Source organism: Planobispora rosea (assembly GCF_014648175.1).
GTDB classification, from domain to species: domain Bacteria; phylum Actinomycetota; class Actinomycetes; order Streptosporangiales; family Streptosporangiaceae; genus Planobispora; species Planobispora rosea.
On the sequence record NZ_BMQP01000010.1, the window covers coordinates 1 to 23,976 of the forward strand.

Here is a 23,976-nt window from a genome sequence, read left to right on the forward strand (position 1 = left end):
GTTCCATTCCGTGTCACCATCCTAGCGGATCCGCCCGGTTCGTGTCAATCTGACCCGTTCCAGCACATCCATCCGGATTGCGACTGCCCCGTCTCCGAGGCAACCCCTCTACTTTACTCCACCATCCGGTTCATGTCCAATCGTGCGAACATGCCCGAAATGTCGGAAGTTTGGAGAGAGGGAGGCAGGGGCGCTCCCTGCACCAAGAACATTAGCAGGACTCCAGAGTCCCGAGGACAACTTGCCAACCATCCCCGGCATCCAAGCGTCCCAAACCTGGTGGTGGCGCGGGCAACCAGACGTCAAGCCATCCGCAATCGAGTCTGGATACGAAATAGGCACAAGGGCCGAGACTCTGGCCCTGCCACGGAGGTGACCACCATGACTCGCTCGGAGTTCGACGACATCCGCGCGCACATCGCAGCGGAGGCCGATCATCCCGGCGACCTTCTTCGAGTCGCCCGTTCCCTGTTGGACGATCTGGAGAGCGCGCGGATGCGAGAGGCGACCCTCCGCACCTACTACCTGCGTCTCCTCACCGCCGCGCGAGCGACAGTCGCCGCGGAGGCCGCGGGGTACCCGGCGCCGCTCACTTTCCTCACTGAGGAGTTGAACAAGCGGGGCCAACTGCCGGCGACCGAGGAAGAGGTCAACCGGATCCTGGCCGACGCGCACACCGCGGCGGCCCTGCTGGCCTCCCTGGAACGGGCCCCTGAGGAGCCGGTCGGGTTGGAGAAGACGTCAGTCCGGGCAGTTACCGGAAACGGCCCCCGTGTCCGGAGATGTTCGGGCACCAGCCGTACCCTCCCACGATGAGACCTTCCACGGCTTTGACCTGGTCTTGAAGGCATACCTGCAAGACTTCAGGCATGTGGCAGCGGGGGATGAACTGGGCTGCGACGTCCCTTGTGGGCGTCTTCGGGCTGCTCTGGCTCGGCGTCGTGGTTTTCGCAGCCGTCGATGCGTCGATGTGGTCACGGCTCGGGCAGGGGGGCTTCAGCACCTTCCTCATGGGCTGGGCCTGCTACAAGGCAGGCCTGCTGCTCCGCCGTACCGAGCCGAGGTTCGTCCCTCGGCACCGCCGGATCAGGGCGTGAGACCTCAGCCCTCGGGCACGTACGGCGGCGCCACGCCCCAGCCCCAGCGCGGCACCGGGGCCTGCCTCGGCGGGGTGGCACCCGGCTGGGAGTTGGCGAAAGCCAGGCGGGTTCCCCACTCGATGTAGCCCAGGAAGGCCGCGCGGAACTCCGGATCCCCGGGGAGGCCGACCTCGTCGGCGGCGTCCAGGAGGAGATTCACCCAGCGGCGGCGCTGCGGCTCGCTGATGCCCTTGCCGAGGTGCTGGGAGAGCATGTGCGGGTAGCCCCCGCGCTCCCGGGTGTAGCGGTCCGGGCCGCCGAAGACCTCGCCGAGCCACATGGCCACGTATCGGGGATGGCCGGGATCCATGTGCGCGAAGAGCGGGCCGATCAGGTCGTCCTTCAGCACCTTCGCGTAGAAGGTCTCGGTGAGCCGGTTGAACGCCTCGGCTCCGCCGGCCCACTCGTAGAGCGTCGGCACCGAGGAGCCCCGGCCGTGGACTCCCGTCGGCGCGTAGTGGCGCATCTCCTCGATGTCGCCGACGTAGGGCCGGATCTCGGCGAGGAAGGCCGGGAAGTCGGGGCCTTGCCGGAAGCCGCCCAGGTGATCCTCGGCGGAGGTCCAGGTGATGCGCAGGACGTAGCAGGCGGGCTCGTCCACGCACCGGGTGAGTTCGTAGTCCACGCACTGAGGGGCGTTCGCCAGAGGGACGGCGGCACGACGGTAGGCGGCCTCGAACTCCTCCGCGCGCTCGGCGGGAATGCGGTAGCGGATGTACTCAACGATCATCGGTTCACCTTCCTGGGGCGCACCTCATCGCTGACATGTAATCATGTAATCATGGATCATGTAACCCCTGTCGGCGCACTCCGTGGAGCTTCCGGCGATCCTCACGGAGGGAGCGACCGCCGACGACCGCCCCTTCTTCACGTGCTCGTTCCATCGGCACCGGGTTGTTGACCGCCCCTTCACCGGAGCCGGAAAAAGCAGAGGCCCGGATCTCGATGAGATCCGGGCCTCTGACGTGGTAGCGGGGACAGGATTTGAACCTGCGACCTCTGGGTTATGAGCCCAGCGAGCTACCGAACTGCTCCACCCCGCGTCGGTGTGTGCCATCACATTACCCGCCCCCGTCTCCGGAGGCAAACCGACTCCTCGCAGGAGGTTGACTACTCACAGCAGAAGGCCCGGATCTCGATGAGATCCGGGCCTCTGACGTGGTAGCGGGGACAGGATTTGAACCTGCGACCTCTGGGTTATGAGCCCAGCGAGCTACCGAACTGCTCCACCCCGCGTCGGTGTGTCCCCAACACTACAGGGCCTGGAGAGCAGATGCGAATCGATTGACGCGCGGGGCGTCCGGTGGACGCCCCGCGAATCTCCTGCGGCCCCCTGCGACCTCCTACGACGTCGGCGACGGCGACGGGGACGGGGACGGGGACGGTGCGGGCGTCGCGGACGGCGACGGCGTCCCGCTGGGAGCCGGTGTGGCCGTGGGAGCCGGCGTCGCCGTGGCGACCGAGGCCGGAAGGGCTCCGCCCAGCTTCCTCAGCGCCGCGTCGAGTTCCGCCTGGGCCTGGCCGTACTCCGTCCAGTTCGGCGGGTTGGCTGCCAGAGCCCGCTTCGCCTTCTCGTACGCCGCCTGGGCCTCCTCGATCGTCTTGGCCAGTTCGGTTCCGGACAGAGCCGGCTGGTCGGGCGTCTCCGGCTGGTCACCCGTCGTATCCGGCTGGTCCTCACCGGGGGGCTGCTGAGTCGTGCCCTCGCCGAAGACCTGCTTCAGGGCCTCCTCAAGGGTGTTGCCCGAGCCGACCTTGCTTCCGAAGCCGACCAGCACCCGGCGCAGGATCGGATACGGCTCCTGGCCGGAACCGCCGGCGATCTCCACGTAGACCGGTTCGACGTAGACCAGGCCTCCGGCGAATGGCAGGGTCAGCAGGTTTCCGTAACGGACCTTCGCCTGGCCCAGACCGAGCAGGTTGAGCTCACCGGAGAACTTGTTCTGGAAGTTGTTCTGCACCTGTCCCGGACCCGGAATCGTGGTGTTGGACGGCATCCGCAGGATACGCAGCTTCCCGTAGTCGGCTCCCGGGGTGGCGTTCACCGCCATGAACGCCGCCAGGTTGGGGCCCTGGCGCGGCACGAACGTGGTGGTCAGCGAGAACGACGGCTGCGTCGTCCCGGGCATCTTGACCGACAGGTAGTACGGCGGCTGCTTGACCTCACCCGCCGACGGGTCGTTGGGGACGTTCCAGAAGTCCTGCCCGCTGTAGAAAGCGTCCGCGTTGGTGATGTGGTAGCGGGACAGGACGTCACGCTGGACCTTGAACAGCGCCTCGGGGTAGCGCAGGTGCTGCTCGAGCTCCTTGGACATCTCCGCCTTCGGCTTGATGACGCCGGGGAAGGCGTTGGTCCAGGTCCGCAGGATCGGGTCGTTCTCCTCCCAGGCGTAGAGGTTCACGGTGCCGTCGTAGGCGTCCACCACGGCCTTGACCGAGTTGCGCATGTAGTTGATCTGGTCGCGCGGCTGCTGCACCACCAGTCGCGGATCGGTGACCGTGTCCCGCGTCATCGCGTCCAGGCTCTTGCTCTGGGAGTAGGGATAGGCGTTGGACGTGGTGTAGGCGTCGACGATCCAGACCACCCGGCCGTTGACGATGGCCGGATAGGGGTTGTTGTCCAGGCTCAGGAACGGCGCGACCTTGGCGATGCGCCGGGCCGGGTCACGCTCGTACAGGATCTTGGACTTGTCGGTGATGTCTCCCGAGAGCAGCAGATTGATCTCGCCGTACTTGGCCGCGTAGAGCATGCGGTTGAAGAACGAGCCGACCGGAACTCCGCCCTTGCCGGTGTAGGTGGTGTTCTTCTGTCCGCTGCCCGCGCCGGTGCTGGTGGAGAAGGGGTAGTCGAGCTCCTGTTCCCTGCCGCCCCCCACGATGGAGTACTCGGCCGAGAGCGGGTGCTCACCGAAGTAGATCCGCGGCTCGGTCAGCTTGGTCTGATCGACCAGCGGGCCGGTGACCGGCATGTCCTTGGCTGTGAAGTCGGGCAGGCCCTCGGCGTCGACCTTGTTGCCGGGCGCCGCCACGAAGCCGTACCCGTGGGTGTAGACCAGATGGCGGTTGATCCAGTTGTTCTGCTCCGCCGGCGGACCGGTGAGTTCTCGCACGGCCACCACGGTGTCGCGCATCGTGCCGGTGCTCGGGTCGGGATAACGGTCGACGTCGAGCTTCTCCGGGAAGTCGTAGAAGCCGCGGATCCGCTGCTTCTGCTGGTACGTCTGGCCGACCAGGTTCGGGTCGAGCAGGCGCACACCGGAGATCGAGGTGTCGGCGCTGACGTTGGCGTTGTCCGCGTTGCCCTGCGCGTTGTAGGGGATGACCTCGGAGCTCTCGACGCCGTAGGCCTTTCTCGTGGCCTGGATGTTGCGGTCGATGAACTCCCGCTCCCGCGCCTGCTCGTTCGGCTTGACCTGGAACTGCTGGACCAGGGCCGGGTAGACCCCGCCGATCAGGATGGCCGAGAGCACCAGGAGGCCGAAGGCGACGCCGGGCAGCATGCCGCCGGGCCGTACGATCCCCGCGAAGAACAGCGCCGCGCAGATCAGAGCGATGAACATCAGGATGGTCTTGGCCGGCAGCACCGCGTTGACGTCGGTGTACGAGGCACCGTGCACGAAACCGCGGTCGGAGAAGACCAGGCCGTACCGGTCGTACCAGTAGGCGACCGCCTTGAGCAGCACGAAGATGCCGAGCAGCGCCGACAGGTGCACCCGCGCCGCGCGCGAGGCGCGCACGCCCGGCGACTGGAGGCTGAACCCGCCGTACAGGTAGTGCACGATCGTGGCCATCACCGCGGAGAGCACCACCGCGGTGAACAGGAAGTTCAGCACCATCCGGATGAACGGCAGGGTGAACATGAAGAACGAGATGTCTTCCTTGAACTGGACGTCCACCTCGCCGAACGGCACGGCGTTGACGAACTCCAGCCAGGTCTTCCACTGCCCGGCGAGCGACGATCCCGCGAACAGCGCGAGCACCGCGACACCGATCAGGAAGATCATCTTGCGGTGCGGGTCGAGCGCCATCCGGTAGCGGTCGGCGCCGCTGACGCCGCCGCTGAACCTCTCGGGTGTCAGCATCGGCGGCATCCGGTAGGCGAGCAGCGTGTTGCCGCCCACGATGCCGACCATCAGCACCGCACCCACCACGAAGAGCAGGATCTGGGTGACGATCACGCCGGAGAACACCGAGGTGTAGTCCACCGAGTCGTACCAGAGGTAGTCGGTGAAGATGCCGGCGAAGAGGAAGAAGAACGCCACGATCGCAATCAGGGCGATCGCGACGGGAAGCAGCAGTCGCGGCCGGCGGGGCAGGCGCGCCCTACCGGCTCCGGGTCGGATACTCAAGGCCAACCCCTTGTCGTATGAGCACGGTCTGTGTCTGGCAACCTACACCGACGAGGGTCTCGCCGCGCTTAGCCGCCCTACACGGCTCGGCCGCGACATCCCGCGGTTTTTCAGGTCCAGTACGGCTAACGCACCGCGAGCCGGATCAGTGCCCGCCCCCGGTCCGTCCCAACCCGGCTCAGTCCGTCGAGCAGCTCGGCAGGGTGCCCGAGCCGGTGCGCACCACGCCGAGCGCCTGGACGGCCTCGTGGAGCGTCTTCACTTTGACCAGCGTGAGCCCGTCGGGCGCGGCGGCGAGCGCTTCGGCACAGTTCTCGGCGGGGGTGAGGAAGATCGTTGCTCCGGCCTCGCGGGCGCCCACCATCTTCTGCTGGATGCCGCCGATGGAACCGACCACACCGTCAGGAGTGATCGTCCCGGTCCCGGCGATGGACTTGCCCCCGGTCATCGAGCCGGGGGTGAGCTTGTCCATGATGCCGAGGGAGAACATCATCCCCGCGCTCGGCCCGCCGACGTCGCCGACGCTGATGTCCACGTCGAACGGGAACTTGTACCGGATTCCCATGGTGATGCCGACGACGGGTGCGCCGCCCTCCTCGGCGGCGACGGTCGGGACGGTCACGGTCACGTCCTTCCCGCCTCGTTTGACGACGAAGGTGACCTGCTCCCCCACCTTGTGCTTCTGGACGGTCGACGCGATCATCCTGCGATCGGTGACGGGGACCCCGTCGACCGAGACGATCTCATCCCCCTGCGTGAACTTCCCGTGCGCCGGAAAGCCCTTCTCGGTGCCCGCCACGACCACGAGCGCGGTGTAGTCGATCTTCAGTTCCGTGAGCGCCGCGGCGGTCGCGTCGTCCTGGGAGTTGGTCATCTCCTGGGTGTTGCGCTCCTCGACCTGCTCGGCGGTGGTCGTCGGCGGGAAGATGGTCTCCTCGGGCACGACCGCGATGGCCGGATCGACCCACCCCCGCAACGCGGTGAACAGGTCGATCCTGGTGCCGGGCCCGCCCTGGTAGGCCACCGTGACGAGGCTGAGCTTGCCGTCGGTCGGGTAGGTCTGGCGTCCCGTGATGCTGATCACCGGCTTGCCCTCGACGTCGCCGATGGTGTTCTCCGTCGGCCCGGGACTCAGCACGACGTACGGCACCGGCAGCACGGTGCCGGCGACACCCAGGCCGAGGGTGAGAAAACCGGCTGCCATCAGGGTCAGCGCACGTCGGGACATGAAAGGAAGCCTATGCGGTGATGACGATGGGGGACGGACGGCGGCACGGCGCTCCGGGCGTCACTCGCAGGCCCCCACCCATTCGGTCGAGCCGTCGGTGAAGACCTGGTTCTTCCAGATCGGGACCTCGCTCTTGAGGTCGTCGATCAGCCGCCGGGAGGCGGCGAACGCCTCTCCCCGGTGGGGGCAGGCGACCGCGACGATGACCGCGATGTCACCCAGCTCCAGGTCGCCGACGCGGTGCACCGCGGCCAGGGCGGTGACCGGGAAGTCACCGGCGACCTTCTCGGCCACTCTGCGCAGCTCCGCCTCGGCGCTGGGGTGCGCAGAGTAGGACAACCGGGTGACCGGCTTCCCGTGGTCCTGATCGCGGACCGTACCGATGAAGACCGCGGTCCCTCCCGCGGCGTGATCGCCCACCGCGGCGAGCACCTCGTCCACGGAGAGCGTCTCGTCACGAATGCCCAGCAACCGGATGACATCCACGCCGAAAGACTACCGCCCCGGAGCAAACGCGGTCGGGCCCCGCCGGATGCGCCGCATGCGCCGGCCGGACGGGGCCCGGGACAACGGGCACGAAGCCCGGGAACGCCCGGGAACGCCTGGGAGCGCCTGGGAACGGCGCCTAGGAACGGCGCTTCTTGCGGGCGACGCGGACGATCGCGGCGGTGCCGAGGACCGCCACGGTGGCGCCGGCGGCGGTGAGCGTGGCCTCCTTGCCGGACAGGCGGCGCCCGACGACGGCGTGCTTGCCCTCACGCAGCTCCAGGAGCTGGGTGAACGCGGCCTCGTTGGTCCACTGCGGTTTCCAGCCCGCCGCGCGCAGCGCGGCGCAGTCGACCACCCACGGATACACGACGTAGTGCAGGTCGGTGGCCGGGGCCGGGGTGACGCCCAGGCGGTGCAGGCGCTGGGCGGTGCCGAAGGTCAGCCCGGCGGGCAGCTCGAACCGGCGCAGCCCGGAGATCTCCTCCACCTGCTCCTGCTCCAGCCATCCCTCGCTGCCCACCGCGACCACGCCGGAGACCGTGCCGAGCGCGGCCAGCTCCAGTGCGGAGACCAGATCGTCGATGTGGCAGAACTGCCAGCGGGGGTTGCACCCCTTCACGGTGAGCAGCCTCGGCGCCTCGAAGTGCCGGGTGACCACGCTGTCCACGCCGGGGCCGGCCAGGACGGCCGGGCGCAGCACGGTCACCTCCAGGCCGGGATGGCTGCGGAGCGAGCGCCGGACCAGTGCCTCGATCTCCAGGTAGTCGCCGACGATCCCGGTGTCGAGCTCGGCCGCCACCGCGGAGTCCTCCGGCAGGGGGACCTCGTTGTCGGGCGCCGCGCCGTACACCATGGCGCTGGTGACCAGCACGACGCGGCGCACCCGGGCGGCGGCGCAGGCGGTGAGCACCGTCTGGGCGGCCCGGAGGTTGTAGGCACGCCGCTCCCCCGGGTCGGAGCCGAGCGTGTAGTCGCCCGCCAGATGAACGAGGACGTCGATGTCGGATATCCGGTTCGCCAAGAGCGGATCCCGGACGTCGAGCACCCGCCAGGTGACGTCGGGCACGTCACCGCGCTGGTCGTCGATGGCCACCACTCTGCGGAAATCCGCAGACGAGGCGACCTTCGTAAGGAACGCGCGGCCGATGCCCGAGGCCGCGCCGGTGACGGCGACGACCGGTGGCCGGAGGCGTTTCGAGGTAGGCACCAGGTCCTCACTTTGCACTGATCCGCCGTCCGACGGATAACGTGGCGGATGTGGACTCCTCCATCCTGCATGAGGTAGAGCGGTGACTGACTTGCCAGGTCGGGAAAACGACCCCAACGAGAACCCGTTCGCCATGTTCGGCAATCCTGAGCAGATCGCGGCAGCCATGCGCCAGTTCGCCGACATGCTGTCCGCTCCTCAGGGTTCCGGTCCCGTCAACTGGGACATGGCGAAGAACATCGCACGGCACTCCGTGGCCGCCGAGGGCGACCCGAGCGTCATGGAAGGCGAGCGGCGCCAGATCGTGGACGCCCTTAACCTCGCCGACCTGTGGCTCAACGAGGCCACCGTGCTCCCCAGCGGGGTGGGAAACCCCCAGGCGTGGAGCCGGTCGGAATGGATCGAGAAGACCGTTCCCGTCTGGCGGCAGCTCTGCGACCCGGTGGCCGCCCGCATGGTCGAGACCATGGGCGGCACTCTCGGCGCCGCGGGCCTGCCCGCGGAGGCCCAGGCCATGGCCGGACCGCTGATGGGCATGATGAAGCAGATGGGCAGCATGATGGTCGGCCAGCAGATCGGCCAGGCCCTCGGTTCGCTCGCCCGTGAGGTGGTCGGCTCCACCGACATCGGCCTGCCGCTGTCGGCCGACGCCGCCCTGCTGCCCGGCGGAGTCGCCGCGTTCAGCCAGGGGCTGGAGACGCCGGCCGACGAGATCCGCCTGTACCTCGCCCTGCGGGAGGCGGCCCATCACCGGCTGTTCCAGCACGTGCCGTGGTTGCGGGCGCACCTGCTCGGCGCCGTGGAAGAGTACGCCCGGGGCATCACCGTGGACGTCTCCGCCCTGGAGGAGCAGCTGCGCGGGCTCGACATCAACAACCCCGAGCAGCTCCAGCAGGTCCTGAGCGGCGGAGCCCTGCTCAAGCCCGAGGAGACCGAGCGGCAGAAGGCCGCCCTGTCCCGTCTGGAGACGGCGCTCGCCCTGGTCGAGGGCTGGGTCGGCACCGTCGTGTCCGGCGCCGCCGACGGCAAGCTGCCCTCCTCGGCGGCCCTGGGCGAGACGGTACGGCGCCGCCGCGCGAGCGGTGGCCCCGCCGAGCAGACCTTCGCCACCCTCGTCGGCCTCGAACTGCGCCCGCGCCGCCTGCGCGAGGCGGCCGCCCTGTGGCGGGCCCTGGAGGCCGACCGGGGCGTCGACGGCCGGGACGCGGTCTGGAACCACCCCGACCTGATGCCGACCGCCGACGACCTCGACGACCCGGAGCGCTTCGTCCGGGGCGAGCCCGAGTTCGACCTGTCCGGGCTGGAGGCCTCCCTCCGTGAGCCGGGCGACGAGGGCGAGGAGGACGGCAAGGACGGCGACAAGGGCGGCGGCAAGGAGAACGGCGGCTCGTGAGTGAGCGAGCCGACGGACACGGCGGCGCGGACGTGACCGGCGAAGGAGGCCGCGTCCGCCTGCACTCGGACGCCCGGGCGGTGCTCGGGCGGTGGGCCGCGCCCACCGCCGAGGAGGAGCTGCTGCGCAAGGAGTTCCTGGAACACCTGCACGCCCACGAGGACGGGATGTACCGCGAGTGCGTCCCCGGCCATCTGACGGCCACCACGGCGGTGCTGTCCCACGACGGCGAGCGGGTGCTGCTGACGCTGCACGGCAAGGCCAGGATGTGGCTCCCGATGGGCGGCCACTGCGAGACCGGCGACCTCTCGCTGGAGGGTGTGGCGCTGCGGGAGGCGACCGAGGAGTCGGGCATCCCGGGGCTGCGGCTCCTGCCCGGTCCGCTGGCGCTGGACAGGCATCGCGTCTGGTGTCATCCGCCGTTCAGCCACCATCTCGACGTCGAGTACGGTGCGGTCGCCTCCGCCGGGGCCGAGGCGGTGATCAGCGAGGAGTCTCTGGACCTGCGCTGGTTCCCGGTGGACGAGATCCCCGGCCCGACCGACGAGGCCACCCGCAGGCTCGCCCGCCGCGCGCGGGACGTCCTGCGCTCCGGAGGGTAGCCGATGCTCCCGGACCGTTTCACCGGATGTTCCTGGACCGTTTTATCCGTGCCTCACGAGCCTCTGATTAGGGTCGTTCCCATAGACGCAGGTGAGTGAAGCGGGGCAGTGTGAATGTGGATATCGCGTCCGGCAGCGACATCGGCGGAACGATCGTGACGCCGTCCCGTCGGCGTTGGCGCGTTCCCAAGGCTCTGGCCTGGGCCGCGGTCGCGCCGTTCGCCGCCTGGGCGGTGGCCAGGGTCTGCGGGCTGGAGCGCGGCTCGCTCCCCACCCAGATCATGACCGCGACGCCGTACGCGGCGGCGGGCTCGGTGGTACCCGTACTCGTCGGCGCGCTCGCCCGTAACCGTGCGGCCACCGCCATCGCGCTGGTCACCACGGCCGTGCTCGGTTTCAGCGTGCTCCCCAGGGCCGTCGGCTCGGCCGAGACCGGTACCGGCACCCCTCTGCGCGTGCTCACCCTCAACATGTTGTTCGGCCACGCCGAGCCCGCCGCCGTCATGGACCTCGTCAAACGGCTGAAGCCGGATGTGCTGAGCACGCAGGAACTCACCCCGGGGATGGTGGAGTCGCTGGACGCGGCGGGCATCGGCGAGCTGTTGCCGTACCGGGTGCTCCAGGACGAGTGGAGCGCCGGCGGCAGCGGGCTGTACGCCCGCCATCCGATGACCCCGCTGGAGAACCTGTTCCGGCCCATCGGGCACAACATGCCCGCCGCCGTGATCAACCTTCCCGGCACCAGGCCCATCGAGATCATCGATGTGCATCCCTACCCGCCGCTGGGCAGCCAGGTGCACGACTGGACGGCCGCCATCGGCGCCTTCCCGCCCCCCTCCCCCGACAGGATCCGCATCCTCGCCGGGGACTTCAACGCCAGCCTCGACCACGCGGTGATGCGGCGCTTCCTCGATCAGGGGTACGCGGACGCCGCCGACCGGGTCGGTCAGGGGCTCGTCCCCACCTGGCCGGCGGGCAAGAGCATCCCGCCGATCATCACCATCGACCACGTCGTGGTGGACCAGAGGGTGGGTGTGAACGAGGTCAGCGTCCACACCGTCCCCGGCACCGACCACCGCGCCGTCTTCGCCGACCTGCGCCTGCCCGCCTGACCGGGGGGCTCCCTGCCGGAGGGTCAGGCGAGGAAGTCCAGCAGGACCGGGCGGAGCGCATCGGGCCGGTGGAGTACTCCGTGGTCCTGGCCTTCGAGCGTCAGGTGGCGGGCGCCCGGGACGGCGTCGGCGACGGCACGGGTGGCGGCGAGGGCCCACCGGGGGCTGAGGCCGCCGTCGATCGCGAGTGTCGGCACCGTGATCGACGCCAGGCGATCGGCCGGCAGGACGTTTCCGGGGCCGCAGATCGCCACATCGTAGGGCAGCGTGTGGGCGAGCCCGGTGAACCAGCTCCAGACCTGGTCGTTCCGCATGCCCGCGACCGCCTCCGCGGGCACGTCCACCGCCTCGGTCAGGAAGAGCTCCACCGCGTCGTCGCGGCGGCCCTGCCCGATCAGAGCCTGGAGCCGCTCGGCCAGGTCGGCTCCGGGACGCCCTCTGCTGTCGTCGACCACGTACGGCGGTTCGTACACCGCCAGAGCGTCGATCGGCAGCCCCGTCCGGGCCGCCTCGATGGCCAGGATCGCGCCGGAGGAGTGCCCGAACACGGCAGCCGACCCGCCCACATGCTTGATCAGCGCGGCGATGTCCTCGACCTCCCGCTCGACGGCGTAACCGGCGATGCCGCCACCGCTGCTGTCACTGCTGACACCGCTGCTGGCACCGCTGTTGTCACCGCTGTCACCGCGCCCACGGCGGTCGTAGGCGATCGCGGTGAAGTCGGGGGCCAGGGCGGCCGCCAGCCCAGAGACGGTGGAACGGTCGTTGAAGGCGCCTCCCACCAGGATCACCGGCCGCCCTCCGCCCACGGCTTCGAAGGCGATGGCGGTGCCGTCGGCCGAGGTCACTGTCTGGAATGCGGTCGTCATGGTTCCTCCCGGGATCGCTTGTCACAGAGGGGTCGAAGTCACCGGCGGGTTCTCGACATCGATCATCGAATTTCAGCAGAGATGATGCCGGGCGCCGAAACGGCACACCACCACCCCGCCGCTCCGGTCCTACTCTCTCCTGCGCCGGTACGGCAGGCCGTCGTCCCACCCCGCTGCCGCTACGGACCTGTCCCTGTCGCTGTCGCGCGTCCGGGGCGCGGCGCTCGGAAATTCCGTGGAAACCGGGGCCGGAAGCCGGGACAGTTCTGCGCATGAAAACGAGCAGAGGATTGAAAGACCTGAAACGAGCGGCACGGTCGGGGAAACCCGTCCGCGTGTGGCGGGGCATCGATCGCGCTGATCGGCTGGACGGCTACGTCGTCGGCGTCGGTGAGAAGTGGGCCCTGCTGCACACCGTTTCGGAGGAGATCCGCCTCGACGGTTATTCGGCGGTGCGGTTGGCGGATGTCGAGCATGCGACGGCTTCGGGTTGGCCGGGTGCGCGGGATCACTCCCAAGAAGAAGGCGCGTCTTCAGGAGATCGGTCCCAGGGCCGACTGGAGCCTTTCCTGCTCCACCAGCAGGGTCGGTGACCTCACCCGGATCGACGCCGGTGGAGGGTATCAGGACGCGCTCCACCTGGTCGGAGGCTCCGCACCCGAGCTGCCTTGAGCCGGGAGGGCACGGCCGCCGGGCGAGGAGACCCCTGGCGGCGGGGGAACGGCGGCGCGCCGTACCGCTAGGCGCGGCCGGCGGCGAGGAGGTCGCGGGTGTTGTCCCAGCCTTCCAGGCCGGGATCGAGCCATCCGATGTCACCGGGGGTGCGCAGGCGGTGCCAGCCGGGGCCGGTGGCGACCATCCGGCGGCCGGGAGCCGAGGCGCGCAGGGATCGGACCGGATCGGGGTCGTCGAAGCCCGTCTCGGCCCATTCGGGATAGGGCAGGTGGGCGGCTATCGCCACGGCGCCGCCGCCCGCGGCCGGGCAGACGGCGATGCTCGCACGTCCCAGCTCCCGGAAGAGCTTCCCGATCAGCAGGGGCGGCAGGTCGGGCGCGTCCCCGCTCACCAGGACCAGCTGCCGGCCGTACGGCACCGCCTCGGAAACCGCGGTGAACGCCGCCCCGGTCAGGGCGCCGCCCGACAGTCCGGGATCGATCTCGACGACCGGCGTCCCGGGCCAGACGATCTCTTCCAGCTCCGGCACGCCCGTCACCAGGACGGGGGTCACGAAGTCGAGTCCGGCGAGCAGTTCGTACGTGTCCTCGGCGATGGCCGCGAGGAAGTCCCCGGGATCGACGCCGGGGGGCGCAGCGCCGGCCATCGCGGGCATGACGAGAACCGCGGCCAGCCGCGTCTCCTCACCCGGCGTCCGTCCGGTCACCATTCCTCGGCGGCGCAGTTGGAGGCCATGGAGAATCCTTCGAGGAACCCGCGTGCCCGCTCGGCCTTGGGATAGTGTTCCACCAGCGCCCAGAACCGGGGACCGTGACTCGGCACCAGCAGGTGCACGAGCTCATGCATGATCACATAGTCGACCACCCAGGCGGGCATGCCGCGCAGCCGGGTGGAGATCCTGATGGTGCCGTGGTCCGGTGTGCACGAACCCCAGCGGTGCTGCTGGTTCTCCACCCATCGCACGCTCGCCGGTCGCGCTCTGCCCTCCAGATAGCGCGCCGACAGGTCGTTGGCCCGCTCCAGCAGGTCCTCGTCGGAGGGGCGCCTTCGCTGCTCCTTGGCCGCGAGCCGGTCGAGCATCCGGCGCACCCATTGCTCCTCGTCGGTCCTGCTCAGCCCGTCGGGGAGCAGCACGATCGTTTTCTCGCCATCGCGGTACGCCGAAACGGTCCGCCGGCGACGAGAGCTTCGACGGACCTCGACTGTCTCGGGGGGCACATATGCACGGTAGCCGAGAATGGTGAATTCCCACCAGAGGGCAGAACACGTTCCTGCTGGTCAATCCCCGTTCGTAGATTGTTCAGCGAGACCGATCCACTATGACCGTGAGTTATGGAATTAACCTGGATATCACCAGTCTCATGAGTTCCGGAATCTTGGAACCCGCCGTTCTCTCTGGGCGGCCAGTCCTTCGCGCATGTCGTCGGAGGTCATCGTCACCGGCTGGGCCAGGGATTCCCAGCGCAGTGCGGCCTCCAGGTCCGCGTGCCCGCCTCCGGAGAGAGCGATCTTCGTGAGACGGGTGGCGATCGGAGCGTTGGCCGCGGTCCTGGAGGCGATCTCCATTACCTCGGCGAGCAGCGTCTCGCGGGGAAAGGCCCGGGTGACGAGCCCCGCGGAGGCCGCCTCGGCGCCGAGCATCGTCCGCCCGGTCAGCAACATCTCCCTGGCCACGCCCACTCCCGCGACCCTGGGCAGCAGGTAGGTCGCCGCCATACCCGGGTGCAGGCCGAGAGAGGTGAAGGGAACCAGCAGTTTGGCGTCCTCGGCGGCGTAGACCAGGTCGCAGGCGAGGGCGAAGCACAGGCCGGCTCCGACGGCGGCGCCGTTGACCGCGGCGATGGTCGGCACCTCCAGGTCGGCGATCGACAACCACGTCCGGTAGAAGCCCAGCATCCGGTCACGCAACACGGGCACACTCTCGGCGCCTCGTTCCGCCAGCCAGGAGAGGTCTCCCCCGGAGGAGAAGGCGTTCCCCGCACCGGTGACGACGACGCACCGCACGTCGCGGTCCTGGCGCAGTCCGGCGATGGTCTGCCGCCACTGCTCGGTCATCGCGTCGGTCATCGGGTTGCGCCGTTCGGGACGGTTCAGGGTGAGCACCACGACGCCGTCGTCCCGCCGGTCCACCAAGAGCTCGCTCATGCCGGGAGCGTAGTGGACGGGGACAACGTGCGCCCGGCGCCGGAATCCAGGGTTCGGGGCCGGAATCCACAGTCGCGTCCGGGCGCCTGGAGTTATCCACAGGACGGGAAAGGCCGGGCCGGAGCCGTGCGGCGGCGTGACACGCTGACACCTCCTGCGGACGGCACGTTCCGGCGGTCCCGCCGGGACGCCCTGGAGAGAGGCGACCCCATGAGGCCACGGCTCAAGCCCGCGCTCCGGCGCATCCACCGCGACGAGCGGACTCTGCAGTTCGGCACGCATCCGCACCGCGCGGTCGTGCTGACCGATCTCGTGCCGGGGGTCCGCCGGTGGATCGAGAGCCTCGACGGCACGCGGGACCTCGCCGGGGCGCTGACCGCCGCCGCCGATGCCGGGATCGGCGAGAGACAGGGACGCCTGCTGATCGACATGCTGGTCGGTCAGGGTGTCGTGGACGACGCCGGGGTGCCCCCGCACCCGCTGCGGGCCCTCACCCTGGCCGAGCGTGATCGGCTCCAGCCCGATCTCGACGCCCTCTCGCTGCCCGCAGGCGTCACCGACGGCGGGTTCGCCGCCCTTGAGCGCAGGCGCGCCGCCCAGGTCCGGGTGTACGGCGCGGGCCGGGTGGGCGCGCAGCTCGTCGCTCTCCTCGCCGCCTCCGGGGTGGGGCGGATCTGCGTGATCGACCCCGGTACGGCCCGCCCGCGCGACCTCGCGCCCGGCGGGCTGACCCCGTCCGAGCTGGGGATGAGCAGGCAGGACGGCGCCGTGGCCGTGGCCCGCAGGCTGGCGCCCGCGATCACCGCGTGGACGGGGGAGAACGCGGCGCACCTGGCGGACGGGTCCCGCCGTCCCGACCTGGTGGTGCTCGCTCCGGTGGAGGCGCTGGACGGGTTGCTGGTGCGGGAACTGGCCGCCTGGGAGATCCCGCACCTTCTGGTGAGTGCCTTCGAGGGTTCCGGCTCGGTCGGCCCGCTGGTGCTGCCGGGGCGGAGTGCGTGCCTGCAGTGCCTCGATCTCGCCCGGCGCGATCGGGATCCCGGCTGGCCGGTCGTCAGCGCCCGGCTGGGCGGCTTCCCCGCGGGCGAGATCGCCTGCGGGGCGGCGTTATCCGCCCTGGTCGCGGCCATGGCGACCGGTCATGCGCTTGCTCTGATCGACGGCCATGGAGCAACTGTGACCAACGGCACAATAGATATATTGCCTGATTGGAGATGGAAGAAGACCCCTTGGAGCGTTCATCCTCAATGTCGTTGCTTCCGAAACGAGTTCGGCTCACTGACAATGGGCGCGTCGGCTACCTGCCGTTGACAGACACCAGAACCTGCCGTTGACAGACACCAGAACCTGCCGTTGACAGACACCAGAACCATCATGACGAAGGGAGGGAGCGGCGTCTCGCTGACGGGGGCATGCCGCGAACCAAGGTGAGTGACCTTCCGCGCCGCGCAGTCACGCGCTCCGCCAAGCTGGCCGCCCTGCCCATCGGGTTCGCCGGACGCACCGCCCTGGGCCTGGGCAAGCGCATCGGGGGGAGATCCGCCGAACTCGTCGCCCAGGAGATTCAGGAACGCACGGCCGAGCAGATCTTCAAGGTCCTCGGCGAGCTCAAGGGCGGGGCGATGAAGCTCGGCCAGGCGTTGTCCATCTTCGAGGCCGCCCTCCCCCAGGAGATCGTCGGACCCTACCGGGCCACTCTCACCAAGCTCCAGGACGCGGCCCCGCCGCTGCCCGCCAAGACCGTGCACAAGGTGCTCGCCGAGCAGCTGGGAGACGACTGGCGCGAGCACTTCCGGTCGTTCGAGGACCAGCCGACCGCCGCCGCCTCGATCGGGCAGGTGCACAAGGCCGTCTGGCACGACGGGCGCACGGTCGCGGTCAAGATCCAGTACCCGGGGGCCGGCAAGGCCCTGATATCCGACTTCAACCAGCTCGCCCGTCTCGGCAAGCTCTTCGCGGTGCTGCTGCCGGGCCTCGACATCAAGCCCGTGCTCGCGGAGCTGCGCGAGCGGATCGTCGAGGAGCTCGACTACCTGCGGGAGGCCGAGGCCCAGCACGCCTTCGCGCTGGAGTTCAAGGACGACCCCGACTTCCTCGTCCCGGACGTCGTCGCGGCCAACGAGCAGGTGCTCGTCTCCGAGTGGGTGGACGGCGTCCCCCTCTCGCGGATCATCTCCGAGGGGACCCAGGAGGAGCGCGACCGTGCCGGTCTGCAGTTCGTCCGGTTCCTGTTCTGTTCCCCGTCCCGGGTGGGCATGCTCCACGCCGACCCGCATCCGGGAAACTTCCGGATCACCGAGGACGGGCGGCTGTGCGTGCTCGACTTCGGCGCGGTCAACCGGCTGCCCGACGGATACCCGCCGGTCTTCGGCATGCTCACCCGGATCTTCAACCAGGGTGACATGGAGACCGTGATCCAGGGTCTGCGCGACGAGGGATTCATCCGGCCCCACATCGAGGTGGACCCCGAAGCCCTGCGGGCCTTCCTCGCCCCCTACGTCGAGCCGACCGCGGTGGAGGAGTTCACCTTCAGCCGCGAATGGCTGCAGGAGCAGGCCGCCACGGCCACCGACCTGCGTCCCGGCAACGTGGTGCGCCAGCTCAACCTGCCGGTCTCCTACGTCCTCATCCACCGGGTGCACGCGGCCGGGGTCGGCGTGCTCTGCCAGCTCGGGGCCACCGCCCGTTTCCGTGACGAGGTCATCCGCTGGGTGCCCGGCTTCGCCGACGAGGACCCCGACGGCTCCGACGATCTCGCGGAGGAGCCCCTCGCCAGCTGAGCGGCACCACCCGGTCGCCAGCCGGGCGGGTGGCCAACCGGCCGACAACCGGGCGATCGTCTGACGACCGGCCGCATGGCTCTTCCCCGTCGCGCTGGTAGCCGTTCCGTTTCCGTACGCCCCTGATACCGGATCCACAACGATCGGTTGAGAGTACAGGCTGTCCCAAGTTGTGGAATGAAACGTTCCGTTCTGATAATCTGGGGTCTGAACGTTCCGTTCCAAAAAGATGGGGTTCGTCATGACTTTCCTCACCGGTGACCCGTCCCGGCCCGACTCGCCGGCCGGCGTCTCGCCGATCGGCTCCTAAGGTGGGCCAGGACCTCCTCACCCAGGCCATCGGGCGAAACGCCGCCAGCGGTCCCGTGAGGGCGGAGCATTGATCGTTTCCCAGCGCACCCTCAACCGGACGCTCCTCGACCGACAGTTCCTGCTGAGCCGTACCCCTCGGGCACCTCTGGACGTGATCCGGCACCTGGTCGCCGTCCAGGGGCAGGAGCCCAACTGGCCGTACGTCGGGCTGTGGACGCGCATCGACGGCTTCCGGCACGAGCACCTGGACACGCTGATCCACGACCGCAGCGTGATCCGCTCCACCTCGATCCGCAGGACCGTGCATCTGATGCGTCCCCGTGACTTCGCCTGGCTGCGGCCCGCGGTCGAGCCCGTCGTCAGCGTCGCCCTCAGGCATGCCTACTACGCGCGGGAGATCGAAGGGCTCGACCTCGGCGAGCTGGCACGGATCGGCCGGGAGATACTCACCGGCCGGATGCTGACCCGGCGCGAACTCGGCCGGCTGCTCGCGGAGCGGTTCCCCGGACGCCGTGCGGGCCGGCTCGCCGACGCCGTGGAAATCCTGGAGCCGCTCGTCCACGGCCCGGCGGCCGGTGTCTGGGGGAAGTGGAGGAACCGCTCCACGATCGAGGTGGCCCTCGCGGAGGAGTGGACGGGCGTCCCCATGGCCCCGCAACGGCGGCTTGAGACGATGGTCGTGCGCTACCTGGCGGCGTTCGGCCCGGCGAGCGTCATGGACGTGCAGGCCTGGGCCGGTGTGACGCGCCTGCGCGAGGTGGTCGAAGGGCTCCGGTCCCGCCTGCGCGTCTACCGGAACGAGGACGGCAAGGAACTGTTCGACGTGCCCGAGGCGACGCTGGCGGATCCCGAGTTGCCGGCCCCGGTGCGGTTCCTGCCCGCCTTCGACAATGCTGTGCTCGCCCACCGGGACCGGAGACGGATCATCAGCGAGGATGATCGCCGGCGCATCGCCCCGGCGGCGTCGGGCGGCGTTCCGGTCTTCCTTGTGGACGGCTTCGTCCGCGGCGTCTGGACGGTGAAGGACGGCGCCGTGCTCGTCTCACCGTTCCGGCCGCTGGCCGATCCCGAAGCAGTTCTCGCGGAGGCGGAACGCATGCTGCCCTTCATCGAGGCCCGCACCGCCGAGATCGGGTGACCGGGGAGTGATCTCCGCGTGAGGAGATCCGTGAGATCCACGTGACGCGGCCCCGGCTCTGGGGAAGCGCGGAGATACGGCGAAGGGGCGGCCCGGGAGAACGGGCCGCCCCTTCGCCGTCATCAGTCCGGCCGAAGTGTCGTCGGTCCGGGCCGGGGTCTCATCGGTAGCCGGGGTGTCATCGGCAGCCGGGGTGTCATCGGTACGGGCTCCGTCGAGCCCGTGCCCGGGAGACCGGTTGTCGACCCTGGGACGGAGATCTCAGGTGATCCCGCCCCAGGGGACGTGGCCGGTTCCGGGGTCCGGAAGACACGTACGGCTCCGCAATTCCGGGGGTCCGGGAGACGCGTCCGGCTCCAGGCGTCCGGGGCCGGGTCCGGGAGACCCCTTCGGCTCCGGGGTGGAGGGCCCGCACATCCCTTCCGTGCGGGCCCGTTCCCTCTGTTCGCGCTCCGCGGTCCTCAGACCAGGTTCAGGAGCGCGTGGCGCAGGCGGGCGGAGGCTCGCTCCGCGTTGCGGCGAGCGCGCTGGAGGCGCTGGATGCTCGCGGCGCGGCGGTACTCCTCGGCCTCGCGGTGGAGCGTACGTATTCGGTCCCGTACCAGTTCTTCGTGCATAGACGGGACGTCGAGGCTCCGGCTGGTGAAGCTGGTCATCTGAAGTGGTCCTTTCGGAAAGTGCTCTGGTTCTTGCTGGTTCTTGCTGGTTCTACTGGTGGTCGTCAGGCGGCGACCGGGGTCTTGCGGGGACGTCCGCGCGGACGCTTCCGCGGAACGACGACTCCCCGCAGGATGAGCTCGCCGCCCCACACGCCCCACGGCTCCTCGCGCTCCAGCGCGCGGGCCAGGCAGGCCTGCTGGATCGGGCAGTCTCCGCAGAGCGCCTTGGCGACCTCCACGTCCTCCGGAGACTCGGCGAACCAGAGGTCGGGGTCGGTACGACAGGGGATCGTGGCTTCGTCGATCAGGTCCATGACCGTCTTGGCCCCCATCTGTGTCACCTCTCGTTTGGTGTTGATCTTTTGGACTACCTCGTGGGTGGGGGTCAGGGATGTCGCGACAAACAAGAAGGCCGCGGATCCTGTCTGCGGATCCGCGGCCTGAAGGCTCTCCCTTTTCAGGTCATGTGACCTGAGGGTGCCTCCAGGGTTGCGGACCACGCAGTCCACCGTTTCCGATGTGCTTGGTCTGCTGTGCGTAGTCGCCGGCTTCCGCCGCCGGGACAGCCGGGACGCCCATCGCCGGGTAGGCGGGGAGGACGGCCTTGCAGCTGGCCTGAACCTGGAAGAGGACAGACTTCTCCTGCCGGAGCTGAGCGGCCACGGCATCCGTGAGGATGGCCCGGCGTCGAGCGGTGGGCAGGGTGGTGCCAGTGCATGCGGAAGCGAGCCCCGTCAGGGCCGGCATCTGCATAATCAGGCTCTTCACAGCGGACTCACCTCCATTCGTAGATCGCCGGACAGGAGCGTCCGACTCGCTTGACCAAGACCCTAAACCCGCGAACGGGAAGGGGCAACATATTTTCTACCTGCAGTTTTACGGACTACAGAACGCCGATCACGGGTTACAGAACGCGGATCATCGCCTCCTGAACCACGGACACCGCCAGTTCGCCGGACCGGGTGAACATCTGCCCCCGGGCCAGTCCCCGTGCCGACCCCGACCAGGGAGACTCCTGGGCGTACAGCACCCAGTCGTCCGCGCGCAGCGGCCGGTGGAACCACATCGCGTGGTCCAGCGACGCCCCGGCCACGTTGGAGGCGCCCCACGCCAGGCCGTGGGTCAGCAGCACCGTGTCCACCAGGGTGAAGTCCGAGGCGTACGCGGCCAGCACCACGTGGAGCAGCGGGTCGTCGGGCAGGTCCGCGTCGTAGCGGAACCACACGTTCGTCTCCGCGCCGCGCAGCTCCGGGTCGCGGTGCGCCTCCCAGGTGAGCGGGGTCACGTAGCGGATGTCCACCGGCCGCGGCTTGCTCAGCCAGTCGCGCCACGACGGGTCCTCGCCCAGCACCTCGCGCATGCGCTCGCGGAACATGGGCAGTTCCTCCGGCGCGGGGACCTCGGGCATCGCCGACGCCTGGTGCTCGACGCCGCTCTCCAGAATGTGGAAGGAGGCCGACATCGTGAAGATCGCCTTGCCGTGCTGGACGGCCACGACCCTGCGGGTGGTGAAGGACCGGCCGTCCCGGACCCGCTCGACGTTGTAGACGATGGGGATCGACGGGTCACCGGGCCGGATGAAGTAGGCGTGCAGCGAGTGCACGTACCGGTCCGACGACACCGTACGGCCCGCCGCGACCAGCGCCTGGGCCGCCACCTGTCCCCCGAAGACGCGCTGGATGCGCTCCTCCGGGCTGCGGCCCCTGAAGATGTCGAGTTCGATCTGCTCCAGGTCGAGCAGGTCGAGCAGCTCCTTGAGCGCCTCGTTCACGCCGTCTCCGTTCCGTCCCCGGCGGCCCGGCACAGGCCGAGCACCGCATCGCCGTACCGCTCCAGTTTGACGCGCCCGACCCCGGCGATCGCCAGCAGGTCCTGCTCGGAGATCGGCACCCGTTCGGCGATCGCCTGGAGGGTGACATCGGTGAAGATCACATAGGCGGGGACCTTGGCCTCCTTGGCGGTGGCCGTCCGCCAGGCCTTGAGGTTCTCCAGCAGGGCCTCGTCATAGTCGACGGGGCAGGTGGCGCACCGGCCGAGCTTCTGCTCGGCCGCGGTGGCCAGGGTCTTGGCGCAGACCCGGCAGCTTACCGGGGCGGTGACCGTACGGCGTTCTCTGGGGGTGGCCGAGGTGGCGCGGCTCTTGGCGGCGGGGCGGCCGGTGAGGCCGTCGAGGAAGCGGGAGGGCCGCCGGGAACGGCGCCCGCCCGGCGAGCGCGCCAGCGCCCACGACAGTCCCAGGTGGACCCTGGCCCGGGTGATGCCCACGTACAGCAGGCGGCGCTCCTCCTCGATCTGCTCGGGAGTCTCCGCGTAGATGATCGGCAGCATGCCGTCGGTGAGGCCGACCAGGAAGACCGCGTCCCATTCCAGGCCCTTGGCCGCGTGCAGGGAGGCGAGCGTCACTCCCTCGACCGGCGGCGCGTGCTGCTCGCTGGCCCGCCGCTCCAGCTCGGTGACGAAGCCGGCGAGGTCGGCGCCGTCGGCCGCCATGTCCTCGGCCAGATCGGCCAGGGCCTTCAGCGACTCCCACTTCTCGCGGGCCTTGCCGCCGCCGGGGGCCTCGGGGGTCAGGCCGACGCCGGCCAGGATGTGGTGGACGGTGGGAGCCAAGTCGTCGTCGGCCCCGGCCGAGCGGGCCGCCCCGCGCAGCAGCACGACCGCCTGGCGCACCTCGGGGCGCTCGAAGAACCGGTCGGCGCCGCGCACCAGGTAGGGGATGTCCGCGCGGGCGAAGGCCTGCTCGTAGGCCTCCGACTGGGCGTTGACCCGGAACAGCACGGCGATCTCCCGGAGCGGGACGCCTGCGTCGGCGAGCCCGCGCACCGCGCGCACCACGCCCTCGGCCTCGGCGGTCTCGTCGTCGTACTCGCTGAAGACCGGCTCGGGGCCGTCCGGGCGCTGGGCGATCAGGGAGAGCCGGTGCGGGGTCCGCGCCGCGGACAGGACCCGGTTGGCCAGGGAGACGACCTGGGGAGTGGAGCGGTAGTCACGGACCAGCTTGATCACGGCGGCGTCGGGGTGCTCGACCGAGAAGTTGGTCAGGTAGCGGGGGGTCGCGCCGGTGAAGGAGTAGATCGTCTGGTTGGGGTCGCCGACCACGCACAGGTCGTCCCGGCCGCCGAGCCAGGTGTCGAGCAGCAGCTTCTGCAGCGGGTTGACGTCCTGGTACTCGTCGACGACGAAGTAGCGGTACTGCTGGCGGATCTGGGTGGCCACCTCGCGGTGCTCGGTCATCAGGGCGGCGGTGAGCTCCAGGATGGTCTCGAAGTCGACCAGGTGCCGCTCGCGACGGATGATCTCGTAGGCGTCGTAGAGACGGACCACGTCCTCGGCCGGGATCGGCGGGGTCCGGTGCGCCTTCCGGGCCGCCTCTGCGTAGTCCTCCGGACCGGTCTGCGTGACCTTGGCCCACTCGATCTCGGAGGCGACGTCGCGCAGTTCGGAACGTTCGAGGTCCCTGCCGATCTGGCGGCACGCGGCGATCAGCAGCGGCAGCTTCGACTCGATCACTCCGGGCGGGTCGCCGCCGATGACGCGGGGCCAGAAGTAGGTCAGCTGGCGCAGCGCCGCGGCGTGGAAGGTACGCGCCTGCACCCCGGGCGTGCCGAGCGCGCGCAGCCGCTGCCGCAGCTCCCCGGCCGCCCGTGTGGTGAACGTCACGGCCAGCACGCCCTGGGCGTCGACCGCTCCGCTGCGTACGGCGTGCGCGATGCGGTGGGTGATCGCCCTGGTCTTCCCGGTACCCGCACCTGCGAGGACGCAGACCGGACCGCGCACCGCTTCGGCGACCTCGCGCTGCTCGGGGTCCAGCCCCGCCAGAACGTCAGCGGGTTCCATGGGGCTCCTTAGCGCTCGTCGACGGTCCGGGCCGGACTATTT

At 69.7% G+C, this 23,976-nt stretch carries 22 protein-coding genes and 2 tRNA genes; 9 read left to right on the plus strand and 15 right to left on the minus strand.

All coding sequences use genetic code 11. The features are described 5' to 3' along the window. The first annotated feature begins 381 nt into the window (after positions 1–381). A complete protein-coding gene (locus IEZ08_RS12030) occupies positions 382–816 on the plus strand; it encodes a hypothetical protein (RefSeq protein ID WP_189242155.1) in 435 nt (144 codons plus the stop codon). 53 nt (positions 817–869) lie between these two features. Beyond that, complete coding sequence (locus IEZ08_RS12035; RefSeq protein WP_189242156.1) at positions 870–1,097, plus strand: hypothetical protein; 228 nt, start codon at positions 870–872, stop codon at positions 1,095–1,097. 4 nt (positions 1,098–1,101) lie between these two features. On the opposite strand, the gene IEZ08_RS12040 is transcribed toward IEZ08_RS12035, so the two are convergent. The 7 genes from IEZ08_RS12040 to IEZ08_RS12070 all read right to left on the minus strand — a co-directional run bounded on the left by IEZ08_RS12040 (position 1,102) and on the right by IEZ08_RS12070 (position 8,415). After that, complete coding sequence (locus tag IEZ08_RS12040; RefSeq protein ID WP_189242157.1) at positions 1,102–1,869, minus strand: group II truncated hemoglobin; 768 nt, start codon at positions 1,867–1,869, stop codon at positions 1,102–1,104. A 236-nt stretch (positions 1,870–2,105) separates the two neighbouring features. Further along, positions 2,106–2,182, minus strand: a tRNA-Met gene (locus IEZ08_RS12045). Positions 2,183–2,298: 116 nt separating this feature from the next. Then, a tRNA-Met gene (locus IEZ08_RS12050) sits at positions 2,299–2,375 on the minus strand. Positions 2,376–2,482: 107 nt separating this feature from the next. After that, complete coding sequence (locus IEZ08_RS12055; RefSeq protein ID WP_189242158.1) at positions 2,483–5,488, minus strand: UPF0182 family membrane protein; 3,006 nt, start codon at positions 5,486–5,488, stop codon at positions 2,483–2,485. A 178-nt stretch (positions 5,489–5,666) separates the two neighbouring features. Then, on the minus strand, positions 5,667–6,716 hold the full coding sequence (locus IEZ08_RS12060; RefSeq protein WP_068926889.1) for a YlbL family protein: 1,050 nt from the start codon (positions 6,714–6,716) through the stop codon (positions 5,667–5,669). 60 nt (positions 6,717–6,776) lie between these two features. Next, positions 6,777–7,202 carry a molybdenum cofactor biosynthesis protein MoaE gene (locus IEZ08_RS12065; protein WP_068926891.1) on the minus strand — a complete coding sequence of 142 codons (426 nt, stop codon included), beginning with the start codon at positions 7,200–7,202 and terminating at the stop codon, positions 6,777–6,779. 139 nt (positions 7,203–7,341) lie between these two features. Next, the gene (locus IEZ08_RS12070) at positions 7,342–8,415 is read right to left on the minus strand and encodes an NAD-dependent epimerase/dehydratase family protein (protein ID WP_068929163.1); all 1,074 of its coding nucleotides are present in this window, start codon (positions 8,413–8,415) and stop codon (positions 7,342–7,344) included. A 79-nt stretch (positions 8,416–8,494) separates the two neighbouring features. On the opposite strand from IEZ08_RS12070, the gene IEZ08_RS12075 reads away from it, so the two are divergent. From IEZ08_RS12075 to IEZ08_RS12085, 3 genes are all read left to right on the plus strand, one after another. Further along, positions 8,495–9,805 carry a zinc-dependent metalloprotease gene (locus IEZ08_RS12075; protein ID WP_084780692.1) on the plus strand — a complete coding sequence of 437 codons (1,311 nt, stop codon included), beginning with the start codon at positions 8,495–8,497 and terminating at the stop codon, positions 9,803–9,805. Between the two features lie 59 nt (positions 9,806–9,864). After that, positions 9,865–10,407 (plus strand): NUDIX hydrolase, encoded by a 543-nt coding sequence (locus IEZ08_RS12080; RefSeq protein WP_373294346.1) that lies wholly within the window; start codon positions 9,865–9,867, stop codon positions 10,405–10,407. A 116-nt stretch (positions 10,408–10,523) separates the two neighbouring features. Then, a complete protein-coding gene (locus IEZ08_RS12085) occupies positions 10,524–11,519 on the plus strand; it encodes an endonuclease/exonuclease/phosphatase family protein (protein ID WP_229803060.1) in 996 nt (331 codons plus the stop codon). Between the two features lie 23 nt (positions 11,520–11,542). On the opposite strand, the gene IEZ08_RS12090 is transcribed toward IEZ08_RS12085, so the two are convergent. Continuing rightward, a complete protein-coding gene (locus IEZ08_RS12090; RefSeq protein ID WP_068926895.1) occupies positions 11,543–12,388 on the minus strand; it encodes an alpha/beta fold hydrolase in 846 nt (281 codons plus the stop codon). A 272-nt stretch (positions 12,389–12,660) separates the two neighbouring features. On the opposite strand from IEZ08_RS12090, the gene IEZ08_RS12095 reads away from it, so the two are divergent. Next, positions 12,661–12,981 carry a hypothetical protein gene (locus IEZ08_RS12095; protein WP_141704242.1) on the plus strand — a complete coding sequence of 107 codons (321 nt, stop codon included), beginning with the start codon at positions 12,661–12,663 and terminating at the stop codon, positions 12,979–12,981. Between the two features lie 146 nt (positions 12,982–13,127). On the opposite strand, the gene IEZ08_RS12100 is transcribed toward IEZ08_RS12095, so the two are convergent. The 3 genes from IEZ08_RS12100 to IEZ08_RS12110 form a co-directional block, all read right to left on the minus strand. Continuing rightward, positions 13,128–13,769 (minus strand): hypothetical protein, encoded by a 642-nt coding sequence (locus IEZ08_RS12100; RefSeq protein ID WP_229803061.1) that lies wholly within the window; start codon positions 13,767–13,769, stop codon positions 13,128–13,130. Then, a complete protein-coding gene (locus IEZ08_RS12105; protein ID WP_068926897.1) occupies positions 13,766–14,281 on the minus strand; it encodes a M48 metallopeptidase family protein in 516 nt (171 codons plus the stop codon). The genes IEZ08_RS12100 and IEZ08_RS12105 overlap by 4 nt, the downstream gene beginning before the upstream one ends. A gap of 141 nt (positions 14,282–14,422) precedes the next feature. Beyond that, entirely contained in the window at positions 14,423–15,208 is a 786-nt protein-coding gene (locus tag IEZ08_RS12110; protein ID WP_068926899.1) for an enoyl-CoA hydratase/isomerase family protein, read from the minus strand. Between the two features lie 210 nt (positions 15,209–15,418). On the opposite strand from IEZ08_RS12110, the gene IEZ08_RS12115 reads away from it, so the two are divergent. From IEZ08_RS12115 to IEZ08_RS12125, 3 genes are all read left to right on the plus strand, one after another. Next, positions 15,419–16,519 carry a ThiF family adenylyltransferase gene (locus tag IEZ08_RS12115; protein ID WP_189242159.1) on the plus strand — a complete coding sequence of 367 codons (1,101 nt, stop codon included), beginning with the start codon at positions 15,419–15,421 and terminating at the stop codon, positions 16,517–16,519. Between the two features lie 101 nt (positions 16,520–16,620). Next, complete coding sequence (locus IEZ08_RS12120; RefSeq protein WP_444544052.1) at positions 16,621–17,988, plus strand: ABC1 kinase family protein; 1,368 nt, start codon at positions 16,621–16,623, stop codon at positions 17,986–17,988. A gap of 379 nt (positions 17,989–18,367) precedes the next feature. After that, positions 18,368–19,438 (plus strand): winged helix DNA-binding domain-containing protein, encoded by a 1,071-nt coding sequence (locus IEZ08_RS12125; RefSeq protein ID WP_203863359.1) that lies wholly within the window; start codon positions 18,368–18,370, stop codon positions 19,436–19,438. Between the two features lie 461 nt (positions 19,439–19,899). Here the strand turns inward: IEZ08_RS12125 and IEZ08_RS12130 are convergent, their stop codons facing one another. The 4 genes from IEZ08_RS12130 to IEZ08_RS12145 all read right to left on the minus strand — a co-directional run bounded on the left by IEZ08_RS12130 (position 19,900) and on the right by IEZ08_RS12145 (position 23,934). Next, the gene (locus tag IEZ08_RS12130) at positions 19,900–20,094 is read right to left on the minus strand and encodes a hypothetical protein (RefSeq protein WP_068926903.1); all 195 of its coding nucleotides are present in this window, start codon (positions 20,092–20,094) and stop codon (positions 19,900–19,902) included. Positions 20,095–20,159: 65 nt separating this feature from the next. Further along, positions 20,160–20,429, minus strand: a complete 270-nt coding sequence (locus IEZ08_RS12135; RefSeq protein WP_068926905.1) for a WhiB family transcriptional regulator — start codon at positions 20,427–20,429, stop codon at positions 20,160–20,162. Between the two features lie 572 nt (positions 20,430–21,001). After that, positions 21,002–21,868, minus strand: coding sequence for an acyl-CoA thioesterase II (tesB, locus tag IEZ08_RS12140; RefSeq protein WP_068929169.1), 867 nt, complete (start codon positions 21,866–21,868; stop codon positions 21,002–21,004). Then, the gene (locus IEZ08_RS12145) at positions 21,865–23,934 is read right to left on the minus strand and encodes an ATP-dependent DNA helicase UvrD2 (protein ID WP_068926909.1); all 2,070 of its coding nucleotides are present in this window, start codon (positions 23,932–23,934) and stop codon (positions 21,865–21,867) included. Before IEZ08_RS12145 ends, tesB begins: the two co-directional genes overlap by 4 nt. Positions 23,935–23,976 lie beyond the last annotated feature (42 nt).

What these genes read in the sequence shown, in the direction of transcription:
- IEZ08_RS12095 (WP_141704242.1), top strand. Translation starts at nt 12,661, where the DNA reads ATGAAAACGAGCAGAGGATTGAAAGACCTGAAACGAGCGGCACGGTCG.
- IEZ08_RS12040 (WP_189242157.1), bottom strand. Translation starts at nt 1,869, where the DNA reads ATGATCGTTGAGTACATCCGCTACCGCATTCCCGCCGAGCGCGCGGAG.
- IEZ08_RS12030 (WP_189242155.1), top strand. Translation starts at nt 382, where the DNA reads ATGACTCGCTCGGAGTTCGACGACATCCGCGCGCACATCGCAGCGGAG.
- IEZ08_RS12130 (WP_068926903.1), bottom strand. Translation starts at nt 20,094, where the DNA reads ATGACCAGCTTCACCAGCCGGAGCCTCGACGTCCCGTCTATGCACGAA.
- IEZ08_RS12035 (WP_189242156.1), top strand. Translation starts at nt 870, where the DNA reads ATGTGGCAGCGGGGGATGAACTGGGCTGCGACGTCCCTTGTGGGCGTC.
- IEZ08_RS12115 (WP_189242159.1), top strand. Translation starts at nt 15,419, where the DNA reads ATGAGGCCACGGCTCAAGCCCGCGCTCCGGCGCATCCACCGCGACGAG.
- IEZ08_RS12090 (WP_068926895.1), bottom strand. Translation starts at nt 12,388, where the DNA reads ATGACGACCGCATTCCAGACAGTGACCTCGGCCGACGGCACCGCCATC.
- IEZ08_RS12110 (WP_068926899.1), bottom strand. Translation starts at nt 15,208, where the DNA reads ATGAGCGAGCTCTTGGTGGACCGGCGGGACGACGGCGTCGTGGTGCTC.
- IEZ08_RS12120 (WP_444544052.1), top strand. Translation starts at nt 16,621, where the DNA reads ATGCCGCGAACCAAGGTGAGTGACCTTCCGCGCCGCGCAGTCACGCGC.
- IEZ08_RS12135 (WP_068926905.1), bottom strand. Translation starts at nt 20,429, where the DNA reads ATGGGGGCCAAGACGGTCATGGACCTGATCGACGAAGCCACGATCCCC.
- IEZ08_RS12145 (WP_068926909.1), bottom strand. Translation starts at nt 23,934, where the DNA reads ATGGAACCCGCTGACGTTCTGGCGGGGCTGGACCCCGAGCAGCGCGAG.
- IEZ08_RS12060 (WP_068926889.1), bottom strand. Translation starts at nt 6,716, where the DNA reads ATGTCCCGACGTGCGCTGACCCTGATGGCAGCCGGTTTTCTCACCCTC.